Genomic DNA, 14,331 nt, shown 5'->3' with positions numbered 1-14,331 from the left:
TGCGGTTGCGTCCCGCGCCCCCGGCGGCATACTGCCATACCGGGTGCCATACGTTTTGCCGACGTTTTGCACACCGTTTGCCGACCGGGGGATTCTGATGCGCTTTTTGCCGTTGATTTTCGCTTTTTCACTGACGGCCTGTGCCGGCGCCGTTCAGATCGGACCGGCGGGGCAGGACCCTGATCCCACCATAATTGGTGAGGGCGAGATGCCCAGCAACGAGATATTGGTGTATCGCAGGACGGAAGTGGGGCTGGTGACCAATGTCGCCACCGCGCCCGCAATCCTTCTGAACGGCCGCTCCATCGGCACCTGCCGCGTCGGCCAGCCCATCCTCATCCGCGTCCCCCAGGGCACGTGGACTATCACCGCCATGACGGCGAATGGTCAGGTAAATCAGGAGGTTACGGTAGGGGAGGGCGACCGCGCAAACCTTCGCTGCGGCACGTCATCCGTGCCGTCCCTCAGCCCGGCCCCGACGCTCATCACCGTCGCCACCGAGGTCGCCCAAGAAGAAGCAGGTCTCTGAGACCGGCTTCAGATCGCCTTCAGTTCTCCCGCCGACTGGCGCCCGTCGCGCCCTTCGATCAATTCGTAGGAAACTTTCTGGTTGTCTGCCAGGCCGGTCATTCCTGCCCGTTCGACGGCGGAGATGTGGACAAAAATGTCCTTGCCTCCATTGTCAGGGGCAATGAAGCCGTAACCCTTTGTTGTATTGAACCATTTCACGGTGCCGGTAGGCATGGGTACTTCCTTCGTCGTAGGCGCACGCATTGGCGTGCGGTCGTTGATGCAGCAAGAACTCCAGAGAAATGCCGCATGTAACGGCACGCCTCAAGACGCATGTTGCACTCTCGAATCTGGCGTGTATTGACAAAAAAACAAGGTTAACATTTGTGCATTTCACGAAGGATACTTTCCGATGCCTGTCCTTTACGGATTGAAAACCTGCGACACTTGCCGCAAGGCCATCAAGGCATTGGAGGACGCGGGACAGGACGTCACTTTCCGAGATGTTCGCACCGAACCGCTCGACGACGCGTTGATTGCAAGGTTTATTGGTGCGTTCGCTGATGCTCTGATCAATAAGCGTTCAACGACATGGAGAGGGCTTTCCGAGACTGAGCGCAGTCGTTCGCCAGAAGCTTTGCTGGTAGAATACCCGGCACTGATGAAGCGCCCCGTGATAGATACCGGACGGAATCTGACACTTGGTTGGGACAAGGCCGTTCAGTTACAGCATCTTGGATAGCGGTTCGTTGTTTCCTATTTCTCGTTCGTATCGGAGGTAAACCGTATGCGAAACGCAGCTGCAGCGCTTGGGTTGATAGGTGGCCTTCTGGCCCTTTTCATGGGTATCGTCAGTTTCGGCTACACGGAGGCGCTGTATCGATGGGGCGAGTGGCCTGATCTGGCGGAGTTGCCAAAGAATGTCGACGCAATCCGAGCCATGAGCGTCCTTGCGCCGCTATTGGCAATCGCGGGGGCTGCCATGGCGAAGTACCGGGCGCTATGGGGTGGGTTGGCTCTAGCCCTTGCTGCGGGTGGACTTTACTGGGCTTTCGGTATTGGATTCTTTTCGATCTTCCCGGTGTCTATGTGCGGGCTTGCTGCTATCCTTGCGCTGGCTGCCGGGCGGCCTGATGAGCCGAAGAGCCACTTCTGAGAAAGCGGTCTGCAGACAAGGGACCTGCTCCCCGAAAGACGAGGTAGAGCAGCACGAACACCCAGAACGCGCGTTGATCCAAAACGATCGAGTCTGGCAGGCGGTCAAACCAAGCTCCCAGCGTGCCCTGGTGTGCGATCCCGCCATGGCCAAAGAGGTCGGTCAATGTCTGCACAGCTATGAACCCGATCATGCCAAGCGCGGCGAGACGAGTGAAAAGGCCAATCGTGATTGCCAGAGGGAGGAGGAATTCGGCCCATGTCCCCGCCACTACGACGAGCCAGTGGAACACGCCCAACTGCGAAAAGTCATACCCAGCGGCTTCCACAGCCTTAGGAAAGATTTGAATGTAGGCTCCGTCGGAAGGGAAAATGAAGCCCCAAAATCCTTCGCCCAGCTTCGTGAGGCCTGAATTCCAGTAATAGACAGACAATATGGCTGCGAAAAGAAAGCGCGCCAAAGTTGTCATGACAGGGACTGTGGCGCGTTCAATGTTGCTGAAAACCGCATCATGGATTGATGAAAATGCGCGGATCATGTGTCAGTCTCCGATGGAAGTGAGCGCCTCGGCGCTCAGCAAAATTGCCAGCGTTTTCGATAGGTCGAAGTCAGGAATTTCGACGCTTGCCGCGTCATAGGCTTCCCCAAGTGGCCGACCGTTCAGAACAGCTTCGAGAAATCTCCCGCCACCTTTTGGAAGAAGATGAGGCTCAGGATCCATGTCGACCCGAAGTACAGCGACGTCCTGCGCTACCATGGTGGGTTTCGGTGACCCCTCAACCATATTGAAACGCCAGATTGAATGAAGCGGCCAGAGAGATCGGATCAGCCGCAACGAAGGTGCCAGCCCAAGTTTCGACGCCATAAGAGTCTCTGGTTGGATGCCTTGTAAGATTTTGGGATCGATAGGTTGAAAATCTGCAGCGTGATAGCTCTCGCGCATCGCGAGCTCCAACCGTGCCACATCCGGCAAGTATCCGATGCTCGAGGTCGGTTGGAACGTGGAAAGGAAATTCGGCATGTGTTCACCGTAGAACATCATCACCGGCGATGACGGTGGATGCTCACGAAGATACACACCGGAAAGTGCACGAAAATTCTGCTCTCCAACGAGTTTGGTCAGAGCTGGGAATGCCGTTTCCAGCGCTTCGGTCAGCGAGGCAGCCACGTTGTTGCGGTAGACATCGAAGCGCCGGCCCGCAGGGCGCTGCGCGCCGTCGATTAATCCAAGCGGACGTTTCGCAAGGGGATCGAGAAGCGCGGTAGCGAAATCGGTTTGGTCGACAATCATGCAGCAACCCGCTCCAGCAGTACGGCAGCACGTGCCGCCTCAGCTTCAAGGGTTGACCAGTCTGGCACATCATTGTCCCACTCGATCAGGGTTGGTCGCGGACCCGCCTTACCGACCGTGTAGTCATAAAGCGACCAGACAGGGTCGGCGACCTCGCGTCCGTGGCTGTCGATCAGGAGGGGAGCTCCAAAATCGTCCTCGTCCTCGTCATGTCCGCCAAGGTGAATTTCGCCGACCAACTCAAGCGGGAAAGCATCGATGTATGAAACTGGATCGCTTCCCAGGTTCGTTGCGCTGACGAACACATTGTTCACGTCCAGCAGTAACCCGCATCCGGTGCGCTGGGCAATTTCATGCAAGAACTCCGGTTCGCTCATGGTGCTTTCGGAGAACGCCAAATACGACGACGGGTTCTCAAGAAGCATTCGGCGATCAAGTGTTCCCTGAACCTCATTGATGTGATCGACGACGCGGGACAGGGTTGAGCTGGTATAAGGCAATGGGAGGAGATCATTCAGAAATGCGCCGTCATGGGTCGACCAAGCCAGGTGCTCTGAAAAGCTTGCGGGACCCAGCCATTCACACAGCTTTTTCACGCGCAGAAGATGTTCGCGATCAAGACGTACTTCTCCGCCGATCGATAGACCGACCCCGTGAACAGAAAACGGAAACCGCTCAGCCAAACAGCGCAACTGGGCCAGAGGACGTCCACCGTCGCCCATATAATTCTCAGCATGGATTTCAAGCCAGGCAACGGATCCGGTCTCTTCCAGAATCTGGGAGAAATGCTGGGATTTGTATCCGACCCCGGATGCCGCAGGCAGACTTTGAAATTTATGAAGATGTCCGTCGAGCATTTTTGGGAGTCCGGCTTTTTGAGGGGCGCCCCCCTTTTGCAAGGAGTGCGCTTTGAAATCATGTGTGATCAGCCTTGGGGCAGGTCACGATCGAGTGCTTCAAGCGAACCCATACGAGACGTGCCATCCGCCATGGCGGGAAGTTCGATCTCGGCGCACGTTCCGGCGTCGACCAGCGTCCAAGCGTTGCCTTGGTAGTCCACAGTCGAGGTGCCGGCGCAGGTCGTGCCCGGTCCCGCAGCGCAATCGTTCTTGCCAGCCAGAGAGACGCCATAGCACTTCTCCTTCGCTTGAGCATGAGCAGGGGCAGAGAGGGAAGCGGTCAAAGCAGCGGCAAGAGCGCCAGCAACGGCAAGGGTTTTGGTTGTGTTCGACATCGGAATAGGTTCCTTAGGTTCATATTGACTAACGCGCCGCATCGGCGACACGGCAAAGAAAATCTGTCTTGCGATCAATTGCCACTCACGGCTGCGTGTTTGACGATCTCGTTAGAACCTGAAACACAGCTCGGCTTTGCTCGACTGCCGAAAAGTGATGCGGTTCTCAGTGTAAGTATTTGAATTTATATGCTTATTCATCGCGTGCTGGGATTTCAAAATTGAAGCCATAGCCCGTCGTGACTAGGGGCAATGACAGTAACAATTCAATCAGTGGGGGCAATTGATGACTTCGGCATCGTGTCCTCGGATTGGGAATGTCTGAGCAAACATGATATTGATGGGATACAGATCGACACATTGCGGGTCGGAGAAATCGACAGCTCAGTGGTCGCTCGGCATATTCACTAAATGAACGTGAATTTGTCGAAGTGCCTTGGTCTTTTGGTCGCCGTTGGTGGGAAAGAGACGATCGGACAGACGGACAGTGTCATAGCATTTGGTGGAAGCTGCGTGCTGCAAAGCCTCAATGGTAAGCAGTGGCCGGCTTTGGAATGCCAGGCGGAAACAAACCACGGGCCGCCTCGCACCGTCCCTTGGCAGCTTTCGGCCATGACGTGCATTGGCGGTCGGATCGGCAGGCCTCATTCCAGGTCTGGCGGCATGCCTTGGGCACGAAGCTCTTCGATGATCTTATCCAAAGGCTCGACCGAGGTTTGTTTCTCACCGAGTCTTCTGACCGTTACCGTGCGCTCTTCGACCTCTCGTTGCCCAATAGCAAGGATGACTGGCACCTTGCCAACTGAGTGTTCCCGAATCTTGTAGTTGATCTTCTCGTTACGGATATCGGCTTCAGCCCGAACGCCCACCTGTCGAAGCCGTTCCACGATCTCCTTAACAAACGGATCTGCATTTGAGACAATCGAGGCCACCACAACTTGGCGTGGAGCAAGCCAGAACGGGAGCTTGCCAGCGTGCTCCTCGATGAGGATGCCTATAAAGCGCTCGAAGCTGCCCAATGTGGCCCGATGAAGCATGACCGGTCGGTGCTTGGCGCCATCTTCGCCGATGTAGTTGGCATCCAGTCTATCCGGGACAACGAAATCTACTTGGTGCGTGCCGCACTGCCAGTCCCGACCAATCGCATCGGTCAGCACAAACTCGAGTTTAGGCCCGTAGAAGGCGCCTTCACCGGGATTCAACTCAGGTTCAATTCCCGCCGCTCGGGTCGCTGCAAGGAGAGCCGTTTCGGCCTTGTCCCAGATCTCGTCGGACCCGGCCCTAAGCTCCGGACGATCCGAGAACTTCACCTTGAAGTCCGGAAAGCCAAGGTCCCGATAGATTGTCGAGAGAAACTCGATAAACCGTGCCGTTTCATTTTCGATCTGGTCTTCTCGGCAGAAGATATGCCCATCGTCCTGAGTGAAACCGCGCACGCGCATCAGCCCGTGAAGCGCGCCGGAGGGCTCGTAGCGGGCACACGATCCGAACTCGGCCATGCGCAGCGGCAGATCACGGTATGATTTGATCCCCTGATTAAATATCTGAACGTGGCAAGGGCAGTTCATCGGCTTTAGAGCATTGATGGCTTTCTCGCGGGCATGCTCTTCGTCGACTTCGACAATAAACATGTGCTCCTGGTACTTTTCCCAATGACCAGAAGCCTCCCAGAGTTTGCGATCAACCACCTGTGGGGTGTTCACCTCGACATAGCCGCCCGCTCGCTGGCGCCGTCGCATGTAGTCCTGTAGAGTCGTGTAGACTGTCCAGCCGTTCGGGTGCCAAAACACCTGGCCAGGCGCTTCCTCTTGCATATGGAAGAGATCCATTTCGCGGCCGAGCCTGCGGTGATCTCGCTTCTCTGCTTCCTCAAGAAACGTCAGGTATGCCTTAAGGTCGTCGCGGTTGCGGAAGGCCACGCCGTAAATGCGCTGTAGTTGGGCATTCTTGGAGTCCCCGCGCCAGTATGCTCCGGACACACGCATCAACTTGAAGGCGTCGGCTGGCACTTGCCCCGTGTGTTGCAGGTGAGGCCCGCGGCAGAGATCCTGCCAGTGTCCATGCCAATACATCCGGATCGGCTGACCATCGTCCGGGATCGCATGGACCAACTCGACTTTGTAGGGTTCGCCGCTTGCCTCATAATGCGAAATAGCGCGGGCGCGGTCCCAGACTTCGGTTCGAACCGGTTCTCTGGAGTTGATGATTTCCTTCATCCGGGTCTCGATGCGGCTCAGATCATCCGGCGTAAAGGGTTCTTGTCTGTCGAAATCATAATACCAGCCATTTTCAATGACCGGACCTATCGTAACCTTGACGTCCGGCCAGATTTCCTGAACCGCGCGCGCCATGATATGCGCAAGGTCATGGCGGATCAGTTCCAGAGCCTGATTGTCGTCCTGCATGGTATGAATGGAAATCGCGGCATCGCGATCAATGGGCCAGGAAAGATCCCAATGCTGACCGTCGACGGTCGCGCTGATTGCCTTTTTTCCAAGAGAGGTCGAGATATCATTGGCCACGTCGGATGCGGTCACGCCAGCGGGGTACTGGCGGGAGTTGCCATCAGGAAATGTCAGGGAAATGTCGGCCATGAGCCGTGCTCCTCGTCGATTTGGCGCCCACGGAACGCCCGGTTGCGGGTTTGATTTGGTTGTCGGATGTGGCAGCGCTTCTGGGAGAAGTCAACGGCGGTTGCCTTTTGCCATGTAATTTCGGTTGTATTCTATGGCCTTGGAGACATTGCCAATGCCAGAAGATTGTCTAGCCTGATCCTGAGAAGCGGAAAGGCGAAATGACTCGGAGTTTTCAACACAGCGGTATCCGGAAACTTGCCTACAACCAGATCTTTGGTAGCGGGCCCGGTGTCGTGTTTCTCGGCGGCTTTCGATCGGACAAGGAGGGAATCAAGGCACTACACCTTGAGACCTGGGCAGAAAGAGGCGGGCGGGCATACCTTCGTTTCGACTATTCGGGTCATGGTCAGTCGTCAGGTGATTTTCTGGATGGATGCATAGGCGATTGGGCAGAGGATGCGGCGGCAATCATAGCTAACCTCACCGAAGGGCCGCAAATATTGGTTGGATCATCGATGGGAGGCTGGATCTCCTTGCTGATCGCAAGAGAGATGCCCAAAAAGGTTGCAGGGCTTGTCACAATTGCAGCCGCTCCGGACTTCACGGAGGACGCGTTTTGGGCCTCACTAAACGACCATCAGAAACAGCGCTTGTTGAGTGAAGGACAGATTGAGATGCCCTCGGCATACTCGGAAGAGCCGTACATCTTTACGCGACGACTGATCGAAGAAGGACGAAAGCAATTGGTCTTGCGATCGCCGTTATCGCTGCCGTTCCCAGTTCGAATGTTACATGGAACTGCGGACATGGACGTCGATGTCTCAGTCGCTTTGCGCCTTCTAGAGCATGCCGAAGGCGACGATCTGAATCTGACATTAGTCAAGGGCGCAGATCACCGATTTTCCGATCCGGATTGCTTGTCGATGATCGAGCAAGCAATCGAAGATGTGACGGTGAAAGCGGTTTAACGCGCTTCGACGAAAACGAACAACGCATCCAGAACCCTAGGTGTCCAGAGACCATTGTGGCCGCGGCCATTAACTTCGACGAACTGTTTTTCTTGGGAGCCAGCGCCTTGGCAGATTTCCAATCCCATGGAAATGGGAACAATACGATCATGAGTACCGTGGATCACGAGAAGTGGCTGTTGAACTTGCGGGATAAGTTCGATGCTTTGCCACCGCTGCGTTAGTAGATGGTCAAGTTCTTCGTCAGGGTACTGGCTTGCGGCCAACTGGGAAAGAGTGGTGAAAGGTGCTTCGAGCACCAGGGCATCGCCTATGCCCGCAGCGGCGAGCTCGATCGCAACCGCAGTTCTAAGGCTCTCTCCGTAGAGTATGAGTGGTCGGTCCTTTTCCATCAGCGCCAATGCCTTGGCGTCCAAGATGAGCAAGTTTTCGTTGGGTTGTCCGGAAGAACCGCCGGAGCCGCGATAAGCCAAAGTGGTCAAGCCATAGCCACGATCAAGAAGATCGCCAAAACGTTCGACTCTGTCCTTAAGGCCTCCTGCGTTGCCGGGGAAGTAATTCAGGGTTGGTTGTCCCTCGGCGGCCGGGGCTCGCCAGACGATTAGTGCTTCGTTGTCTTCGGTCTTGAGACGGGTCTCTTTCAAGCGAGGTTCTCCGGAGACGTCGGGTGTCATGTAGGTGGCATCAAAGGGGTAGATCATCGCCATTTCGAAATGCTCTAGATACCACGCGAAATAGCTGGTGGAGAGTATCACGAGCACTGATTACAGCATCTATCCAGCAACCTCATAGGGCAGGATCTCGCGCCTGTCGGGATCAACCGAAAGGTGGCTTTCCAATGGCGGCACCGATCTCTGATGACAATCTTGACGTTCACAAATCCTACACGAAATCCCGATCGGCTCAAAGGCCGCAGCATCTGTAAGGTCGAGGCCGTCCGAATAAACGACCTCAGGCGCGTGAGTGACTTCGCAACCCAAGGCGATCGCAAAGCGACGAACAGGTGCTCGGAATGCGCCGCCACCCGTCGAAACTTCGCGGGCGAGGCAAAAGTAGCGAACCCCGTCCGGTGTTTCGGCAAGTTGCCGAAGAAATTGCCCAGGTGTCTCGAATGCCCTGTGGACGTTCCACAGCGGGCATGCGCCACCGTATCTCGCGAACTGCAGTCGAGTTGCCGAGTGCCTTTTGGTGATCGTGCCTGCCTGATCGACGCGAACGAAAAAGAAGGGTACACCTTTATTCCCGGGTCTTTGCAGGGTGGATAGCCGGTGTGCGACCTGCTCCAGTGATGCACCAAATTGCCTGGCAAGGCGCTCCAGGTCGTGCCTGGACGTCCGAGCTGCAGTCAGGAAGCGTGCGTAGGGCATTAACGAGGCTCCAGCGAAGTAGTTCGCCAGTCCGATTTTCGCAATGTCCCGGGCTGTCTCTGTCTGGAATCTGGCGAGGTCTAGTGTCGCCTCGATCAGGTCGTTCTGGGTCAGAAGCGCTATCTGCAAAAGGGCCTGGAAACGTCTTGTGGGCTCCGCTGCTCGCGAAGACAGCCACAATGTCTTTTTGGCTGGGTCGAAGCGACGAATGACCTTTTCATCTTCTGTGTCACGCATTTCGATTCCGTGTGCTTCAAACGCTGCGCGTATGGCTTCGTCAGCGCCGCGATCACCTGCAAATCGCTCGGCGGCCTTATCGACGGCGTCGATGTAATTGTCGCAGTAATGGAAGAAGTCACGCACCTCATCCCACGGCGATGCACCCGGCCTTACGTCCGACTGACCCAAAGCTTCATCAAGCGATGCAAGGCGCTCGTTCGCCTGAAGATAAGCGCGGTGGAGAGCAAGAAATGCTCGAGCAAGGGCTGGGGCATTAGATGCGACCAGCCTGAGATCTACAACAGGCGGCACTGCGTCTCTGAATATCGGGTCAGCCAGTGCCTCGCGCAGGTCGCTGACCATGCGTTCTCCGTCGCCAACCGCCAATTCGCTGACATCAAAATCGAACTCTTGAACGAGTGCCAGAATGACAGCCGACGAAACCGGCCGGTGATTGTTTTCCATCTGGTTCAGATAGGGCAGAGATACTCCTAGCCGTTCGGCAAAGGCTTTTTGCGTCAGCCCGAGTCTGGTGCGAGTCTCGCGAAGCTTCGCGCCTGCATAGAGTTTCTTTGTGCTCATGGAATGCTCCAGCTCGCAAATTTGCAAACCAGATTCCAAGGTTTTGCTTAACTTGGCAAGTTGTCAGGCGGATTGAAGTTCGTTTTCGCGATGGATCACGTAGAGAACTGCTGCAAGTCCGAAAAGAACTGACGTCGTCATCAGGATGAGCAGCGGAAGGCTCCCTCCCCCAAATTTCAGGACAGTTCCAGCGACCACTGACAATGCTGCGCCGCCGCCGATCATAAAGAAACTGCCGAGTCCGGATGCTGTACCAGCCAAGTGTGGGCGCACCGACAGCATCCCCGCACTGGCGTTGGGGATTACCATGCCATTGCCAAGTCCGACGAAAGTACAGAATCCGAAGAAGACAATGGGCGTGTCTATGCCGATGATCGCCAGCAGCGTTGCAGCGCAAAGTCCTGTTGCGGCAATAGTCGCTCCGGTCCGAACCATCCAGTTGACGCCAAACCTGACTGAAAATCTTCCGGATATCCCATTCCCTATGGCGTATCCTATGGCCGGTGCCCCAAAACCAATGCCTGCTTCAAATGATGATAAGCCGTAGACGTTTGACGCGACCCATGGTGCCCCACCCAAGAACGCGAAAAATGCTCCTGAGGCGAAGGCGGCGGAGAAGACATATCCCCAGAATCTCCGTGACCTGAGAAGCTCCGGATACTCGCGAAACTGGTCCCGGAAATTCATGCCGGACCCTGCGAATGTCTCGCCCTGGTCAGCCCAGCACAATGCCAGAACTCCTATGCCTCCAGCCAAAAGAAAAATGAATGTCGCATGCCAGTCGAAAGCTGCATCCAACGCTCCACCGATCATTGGCGCGACCATTGGGACAAGGGCCATTCCCATTGTTACATAGCCGATCATCGATGCTGCTTCGTTCTGGGGGACGATGTCACGTACTATGGCTCGAGAAAGCACAAGCCCCACAGCAACCACGCCCTGAAGCATTCGGAAGAACAGGAAGGCCTCGACGGAGGTTGCCATTATGCAGCCGAGTGTCGCCACGACGAAAATTGACAGGCAAGTAAGCGTTGTCACGCGCCGACCAAAGCGGTCTGCAACTGGGCCAATGAAGAGCTGTAGGAGGGCGTTTACCGCTAGGTACAACGAGACAGATAACTGCATCACTTCGTACTCTGTGCCGAAGTACTCCGCCATTCCCGGCAAGGAAGGGAGAAAAGCACTCATGTTCATTGCCGCGATGCCGGCCATAAGAACAAGCGTGAGTATATGAGGTGGAGTGGTTCGGTCGAGAAATCGAACCGCAGAAGTTGAGCTCATGTCCGACACTTAGATCCGGGTTCGTGCGCTGTCTATACGTAGAACGGTGTGCGTGATCGCACAGTTAGATAATTTGCAGAAAATGGATTTTGCTTTTCGCATAATTTGCAAATTTGCCAAAATTCTCTTTGACGTACGGCGGTGTCGCGGTAGTGCGCAATGTAAAGCGGGGAAGGAGCAATAAGGATGTCCGATATTCTGCAGGAACTGGAGCGGCGCCGTGCTGAGGCGCGTGCTGGAGGCGGAGAGAAGAGGATTGCCGCACAGCATGCGAAGGGCAAACTAACTGCTCGAGAGCGTATAGAGCTTTTGTTGGACGAAGGCTCCTTTGAAGAATTCGACATGTTCGTCACTCATCGGGCGACTGATTTCTCGATGGCCGATAGCAAGCCTGCAGGTGATGGCGTAGTGACTGGTTGGGGGACGGTCAACGGTAGGAAGATCTATGTCTTCAGTCAGGACTTCACCGTTTTCGGCGGTTCCTTGTCGGAGACCCACGCCCAGAAGATCTGCAAGATCATGGATATGGCAATGCAGAATGGAGCGCCAGTTGTCGGACTGAATGACTCCGGCGGCGCGCGAATTCAGGAAGGTGTCGCGTCTCTTGCAGGCTATGCTGAGGTATTTCAGCGTAATATTATGGCCAGCGGAGTGGTGCCGCAGATCAGCGTCATTATGGGGCCCTGCGCAGGCGGAGCGGTCTACTCGCCAGCGATGACGGACTTTATCTTCATGGTGCAGGACAGTTCGTACATGTTCGTTACCGGGCCGGACGTGGTCAAGACCGTAACCAACGAAGTCGTGACTGCCGAAGAGTTGGGTGGGGCGGCAACGCATACCAAGAAAAGCTCAGTCGCAGATGGAGCATTCAGGGACGATGTGGAGGCGCTTGCCGAGATCCGGAGGTTGGTAGACTTCCTTCCGTCATCGAACCGCGAAAAAGCACCGGTACGTCCGTTCTTCGATGATCCCAACCGCATCGAGGACAGCCTCGATACATTGATCCCGAGCAATCCCAACCAGCCATACGATATGAAGGAATTGATCCGCAAGGTCGCTGATGAGGGGGATTTCTTCGAGATTCAGGAAAATTTTGCCGGGAACATTGTCACGGGATTCATACGTCTTGAGGGGTCCACGGTCGGAGTTGTTGCAAACCAACCAATGGTTCTGGCGGGGGTTCTGGATATTGATTCAAGCCGCAAGGCCGCTCGGTTCGTGCGTTTTTGCGATGCCTTCGAAATTCCCATTCTGACCCTAGTTGACGTACCTGGTTTCCTTCCCGGAACCTCACAGGAATACGGCGGTGTTATTAAACATGGCGCCAAGCTTCTCTTTGCCTACGGAGAGGCAACTGTTCCAAAGGTCACGTTGATTACACGCAAGGCTTATGGTGGTGCCTATGATGTGATGTCTTCCAAGCACCTTCGTGGAGACTTCAACTATGCTTGGCCAACCGCCCAGATAGCTGTCATGGGAGCCAAGGGCGCAACCGAAATCCTCTATCGTTCCGAGCTAGGCGATCCAGCAAAGATTGCAGAGCGCACAGCGGAATACGAAACAAATTTTGCCAATCCTTTCCGTGCAGCTGAACGCGGGTTCATCGATGAGGTGATCATGCCTCACTCAACGCGTAAACGTGTTTGCCGTGCGTTCGCATCGCTTCGAACCAAGAAGCTGAGCAACCCATGGAAGAAGCACGACAATATCCCGCTTTGAGCAGATTGCCGTTGGAGAATCCATGATGGGCTTGGCCAATTTCGCTGATGACATGCCGCATGGTCTGCTGAGGAGCGGGCGTGTTTTCGCCTGCCGCGGTGTAAGTAGGTGGAATCTGAGTCTTTCAGGTCACAAACTTTGGCGAATTGGCAAACAAACGACTGTGGTCGCTCGAAAAGAACTAGGCTACAATGCTGTCAAGCTTCTTGCCGAAAACAATTTGCCTATTCTTGGCAAGTCGTTGCGGTCAGGTAGCTTTGAGCTGTGCGTCGTTTCTGGCGTGCGGATAAATCCTAGTTGCCGTGCGGATAACACGGCGCTTGACGAACGAAGGAGGCAGACATGTCCAACACCCTCAAAACTCTTCTGGCCTTTGGCCTTCTTACCATCGCCGCTGCCTGCGCTCAGCAGGAAGAGGTCGTCGTGGTTGAGCCGGTCATGGAAGAAGCTCCCATGTCCAAGTTCTGATTTTTCAGAGCAGTCGGGTGCGCCGATGCGCACCCGACAACACCGTGCCGAGCCTTCGGGAGGCTCGCGATGTTGAAATATAAGGGCTTTCCCGGCCGTTTTCCCGGCACTGATTTTCAATTCACCATTCGCCGAGCCAATCCTAAGGGGCCAACCCCGTTGGTGCGGCGTGAGCGTTATGCAGATCGCAAAGCGGTCGACAGGAATGCCGACGCAGCGTTTCTTGCATGCTTGTGGGATTATTTCGGCGAAGCCCCTTTTGAACGTGGAAATCTCGACGCTGGACGGCTGAGTTGGCTTTTTGGACGCGAGGTGATTGCTGCCGAAGAGCCTTTTGACCCGGAAAGTTACGAGGCTCTCTTGAGGATCGACGAGGCAAGGGCCCGTGCTGCGTTTCCAGACGCATTTGACGGGAGTTGGGTGGCATGATTTTGCCTGCTTGGCTCAAAATCAGGCAAATAAGCGCCTGTTTGGAGGGGGGCTGGAGCTTCTGCTTTATTAGCGACTTCTTTGGCGGCATCTTGATGCGCGAGGTGCTTCCCTCCAACACGCGATGCGCCTCGTATTGTCAAAACTGTTACCCTTCCCCTTCTGGATGGCCTGGCTCAAACCCCCGAGCTAGGTCATCCTTCCCCTTGTCGGCTAAGCGGTGCATTGCCGATTTCGGCAGCTTGATCCAGATCACTCTTGTCGAATTGTATTCATGTAATGTCTTTGTCGGAGAGGGGCGCGGTGCCCTTCAACGCAGAGGCAAACAGACATGCAGAAGAAAATTTCTTTCCTTGCAGCAGCGGCCATACTTGGACTGGCCGGCTGCAACAGCGGCAGCGACCTTGAGCGCGCGCTTATTGGTGGCGCCATTGGTTGCGCTGCCGGCGAGATATATCAAGACGGTGAGTGCATCACTGGAGCCGCAATCGGCGCAACTGCCGGCGCTCTCGCAAACGACATCTGAGCAAG

At 55.4% G+C, this 14,331-nt stretch carries 17 protein-coding genes; 8 read left to right on the top strand and 9 right to left on the bottom strand.

Features of this window, described 5'->3' with window-relative positions:
• Positions 1-97 precede the first annotated feature (97 nt).
• The gene (locus ACKLNI_RS15650) at positions 98-529 is read left to right on the top strand and encodes a hypothetical protein (protein WP_413720017.1); all 432 of its coding nucleotides are present in this window, start codon (positions 98-100) and stop codon (positions 527-529) included.
• A gap of 8 nt (positions 530-537) precedes the next feature.
• Here ACKLNI_RS15650 and ACKLNI_RS15645 read toward each other — a convergent pair whose 3' ends face one another.
• Positions 538-744 (bottom strand): cold-shock protein, encoded by a 207-nt coding sequence (locus tag ACKLNI_RS15645; RefSeq protein ID WP_413720016.1) that lies wholly within the window; start codon positions 742-744, stop codon positions 538-540.
• A gap of 178 nt (positions 745-922) precedes the next feature.
• Here ACKLNI_RS15645 and ACKLNI_RS15640 point away from each other — a divergent pair, with 178 nt between their 5' ends.
• On the top strand, positions 923-1,252 hold the full coding sequence (locus tag ACKLNI_RS15640) for an arsenate reductase family protein (protein WP_413720015.1): 330 nt from the start codon (positions 923-925) through the stop codon (positions 1,250-1,252).
• Between the two features lie 45 nt (positions 1,253-1,297).
• Positions 1,298-1,666 carry a hypothetical protein gene (locus ACKLNI_RS15635; protein ID WP_413720014.1) on the top strand — a complete coding sequence of 123 codons (369 nt, stop codon included), beginning with the start codon at positions 1,298-1,300 and terminating at the stop codon, positions 1,664-1,666.
• Here ACKLNI_RS15635 and ACKLNI_RS15630 read toward each other — a convergent pair.
• The 5 genes from ACKLNI_RS15630 to thrS all read right to left on the bottom strand — a co-directional run bounded on the left by ACKLNI_RS15630 (position 1,614) and on the right by thrS (position 6,785).
• Positions 1,614-2,201, bottom strand: a complete 588-nt coding sequence (locus ACKLNI_RS15630; RefSeq protein WP_413720072.1) for a DoxX family protein — start codon at positions 2,199-2,201, stop codon at positions 1,614-1,616. The genes ACKLNI_RS15635 and ACKLNI_RS15630 overlap by 53 nt on opposite strands.
• Before the next feature lie 6 nt (positions 2,202-2,207).
• The gene (locus tag ACKLNI_RS15625) at positions 2,208-2,957 is read right to left on the bottom strand and encodes an HvfC/BufC family peptide modification chaperone (RefSeq protein WP_413720013.1); all 750 of its coding nucleotides are present in this window, start codon (positions 2,955-2,957) and stop codon (positions 2,208-2,210) included.
• Complete coding sequence (bufB, locus tag ACKLNI_RS15620) at positions 2,954-3,814, bottom strand: MNIO family bufferin maturase (RefSeq protein ID WP_413720012.1); 861 nt, start codon at positions 3,812-3,814, stop codon at positions 2,954-2,956. Before bufB ends, ACKLNI_RS15625 begins: the two co-directional genes overlap by 4 nt.
• Positions 3,815-3,882: 68 nt before the next feature.
• Positions 3,883-4,191, bottom strand: coding sequence for a BufA1 family periplasmic bufferin-type metallophore (locus ACKLNI_RS15615; RefSeq protein ID WP_413720011.1), 309 nt, complete (start codon positions 4,189-4,191; stop codon positions 3,883-3,885).
• 644 nt (positions 4,192-4,835) lie between these two features.
• Entirely contained in the window at positions 4,836-6,785 is a 1,950-nt protein-coding gene (gene thrS, locus ACKLNI_RS15610) for a threonine--tRNA ligase (RefSeq protein ID WP_413720010.1), read from the bottom strand.
• Between the two features lie 200 nt (positions 6,786-6,985).
• Here thrS and ACKLNI_RS15605 point away from each other — a divergent pair, with 200 nt between their 5' ends.
• Positions 6,986-7,735: an alpha/beta hydrolase gene (locus ACKLNI_RS15605; protein WP_413720009.1), complete on the top strand. Its 750-nt coding sequence runs from the start codon at positions 6,986-6,988 to the stop codon at positions 7,733-7,735.
• Here ACKLNI_RS15605 and ACKLNI_RS15600 read toward each other — a convergent pair.
• From ACKLNI_RS15600 to ACKLNI_RS15590, 3 genes are all read right to left on the bottom strand, one after another.
• Positions 7,732-8,490 (bottom strand): alpha/beta hydrolase, encoded by a 759-nt coding sequence (locus ACKLNI_RS15600; protein ID WP_413720008.1) that lies wholly within the window; start codon positions 8,488-8,490, stop codon positions 7,732-7,734. The genes ACKLNI_RS15605 and ACKLNI_RS15600 overlap by 4 nt on opposite strands.
• A gap of 18 nt (positions 8,491-8,508) precedes the next feature.
• Positions 8,509-9,903: a helix-turn-helix domain-containing protein gene (locus tag ACKLNI_RS15595; protein WP_413720007.1), complete on the bottom strand. Its 1,395-nt coding sequence runs from the start codon at positions 9,901-9,903 to the stop codon at positions 8,509-8,511.
• A 63-nt stretch (positions 9,904-9,966) separates the two neighbouring features.
• Entirely contained in the window at positions 9,967-11,184 is a 1,218-nt protein-coding gene (locus ACKLNI_RS15590; RefSeq protein WP_413720071.1) for a multidrug effflux MFS transporter, read from the bottom strand.
• 186 nt (positions 11,185-11,370) lie between these two features.
• Here ACKLNI_RS15590 and ACKLNI_RS15585 point away from each other — a divergent pair, with 186 nt between their 5' ends.
• The 4 genes from ACKLNI_RS15585 (at position 11,371) to ACKLNI_RS15570 (ending at position 14,326) form a co-directional block, all read left to right on the top strand.
• On the top strand, positions 11,371-12,903 hold the full coding sequence (locus ACKLNI_RS15585) for an acyl-CoA carboxylase subunit beta (RefSeq protein ID WP_413720006.1): 1,533 nt from the start codon (positions 11,371-11,373) through the stop codon (positions 12,901-12,903).
• 342 nt (positions 12,904-13,245) lie between these two features.
• The gene (locus ACKLNI_RS15580; RefSeq protein WP_413720005.1) at positions 13,246-13,371 is read left to right on the top strand and encodes a hypothetical protein; all 126 of its coding nucleotides are present in this window, start codon (positions 13,246-13,248) and stop codon (positions 13,369-13,371) included.
• A gap of 69 nt (positions 13,372-13,440) precedes the next feature.
• Positions 13,441-13,800: a hypothetical protein gene (locus ACKLNI_RS15575; protein WP_413720004.1), complete on the top strand. Its 360-nt coding sequence runs from the start codon at positions 13,441-13,443 to the stop codon at positions 13,798-13,800.
• 331 nt (positions 13,801-14,131) lie between these two features.
• Entirely contained in the window at positions 14,132-14,326 is a 195-nt protein-coding gene (locus ACKLNI_RS15570) for a hypothetical protein (RefSeq protein ID WP_413720003.1), read from the top strand.
• Positions 14,327-14,331: the final 5 nt, after the last annotated feature.

The organism is Silicimonas lutimaris, assembly GCF_047314965.1.
Classification (GTDB): Bacteria; Pseudomonadota; Alphaproteobacteria; order Rhodobacterales; family Rhodobacteraceae; genus JAVJUV01.
The sequence above is the reverse complement of the archived record's forward strand: the minus strand, read 5'-3'. Positions and strand labels throughout refer to the sequence as shown.

Bases quoted from the DNA above. Each gene is read 5' to 3' on its own strand.
- bufB (WP_413720012.1), bottom strand. From the start codon at position 3,814: ATGCTCGACGGACATCTTCATAAATTTCAAAGTCTGCCTGCGGCATCC.
- ACKLNI_RS15580 (WP_413720005.1), top strand. From the start codon at position 13,246: ATGTCCAACACCCTCAAAACTCTTCTGGCCTTTGGCCTTCTTACCATC.
- ACKLNI_RS15575 (WP_413720004.1), top strand. From the start codon at position 13,441: ATGTTGAAATATAAGGGCTTTCCCGGCCGTTTTCCCGGCACTGATTTT.
- ACKLNI_RS15625 (WP_413720013.1), bottom strand. From the start codon at position 2,957: ATGATTGTCGACCAAACCGATTTCGCTACCGCGCTTCTCGATCCCCTT.
- thrS (WP_413720010.1), bottom strand. From the start codon at position 6,785: ATGGCCGACATTTCCCTGACATTTCCTGATGGCAACTCCCGCCAGTAC.
- ACKLNI_RS15615 (WP_413720011.1), bottom strand. From the start codon at position 4,191: ATGTCGAACACAACCAAAACCCTTGCCGTTGCTGGCGCTCTTGCCGCT.
- ACKLNI_RS15635 (WP_413720014.1), top strand. From the start codon at position 1,298: ATGCGAAACGCAGCTGCAGCGCTTGGGTTGATAGGTGGCCTTCTGGCC.
- ACKLNI_RS15605 (WP_413720009.1), top strand. From the start codon at position 6,986: ATGACTCGGAGTTTTCAACACAGCGGTATCCGGAAACTTGCCTACAAC.
- ACKLNI_RS15595 (WP_413720007.1), bottom strand. From the start codon at position 9,903: ATGAGCACAAAGAAACTCTATGCAGGCGCGAAGCTTCGCGAGACTCGC.
- ACKLNI_RS15590 (WP_413720071.1), bottom strand. From the start codon at position 11,184: ATGAGCTCAACTTCTGCGGTTCGATTTCTCGACCGAACCACTCCACCT.
- ACKLNI_RS15585 (WP_413720006.1), top strand. From the start codon at position 11,371: ATGTCCGATATTCTGCAGGAACTGGAGCGGCGCCGTGCTGAGGCGCGT.
- ACKLNI_RS15645 (WP_413720016.1), bottom strand. From the start codon at position 744: ATGCCTACCGGCACCGTGAAATGGTTCAATACAACAAAGGGTTACGGC.
- ACKLNI_RS15640 (WP_413720015.1), top strand. From the start codon at position 923: ATGCCTGTCCTTTACGGATTGAAAACCTGCGACACTTGCCGCAAGGCC.
- ACKLNI_RS15570 (WP_413720003.1), top strand. From the start codon at position 14,132: ATGCAGAAGAAAATTTCTTTCCTTGCAGCAGCGGCCATACTTGGACTG.
- ACKLNI_RS15650 (WP_413720017.1), top strand. From the start codon at position 98: ATGCGCTTTTTGCCGTTGATTTTCGCTTTTTCACTGACGGCCTGTGCC.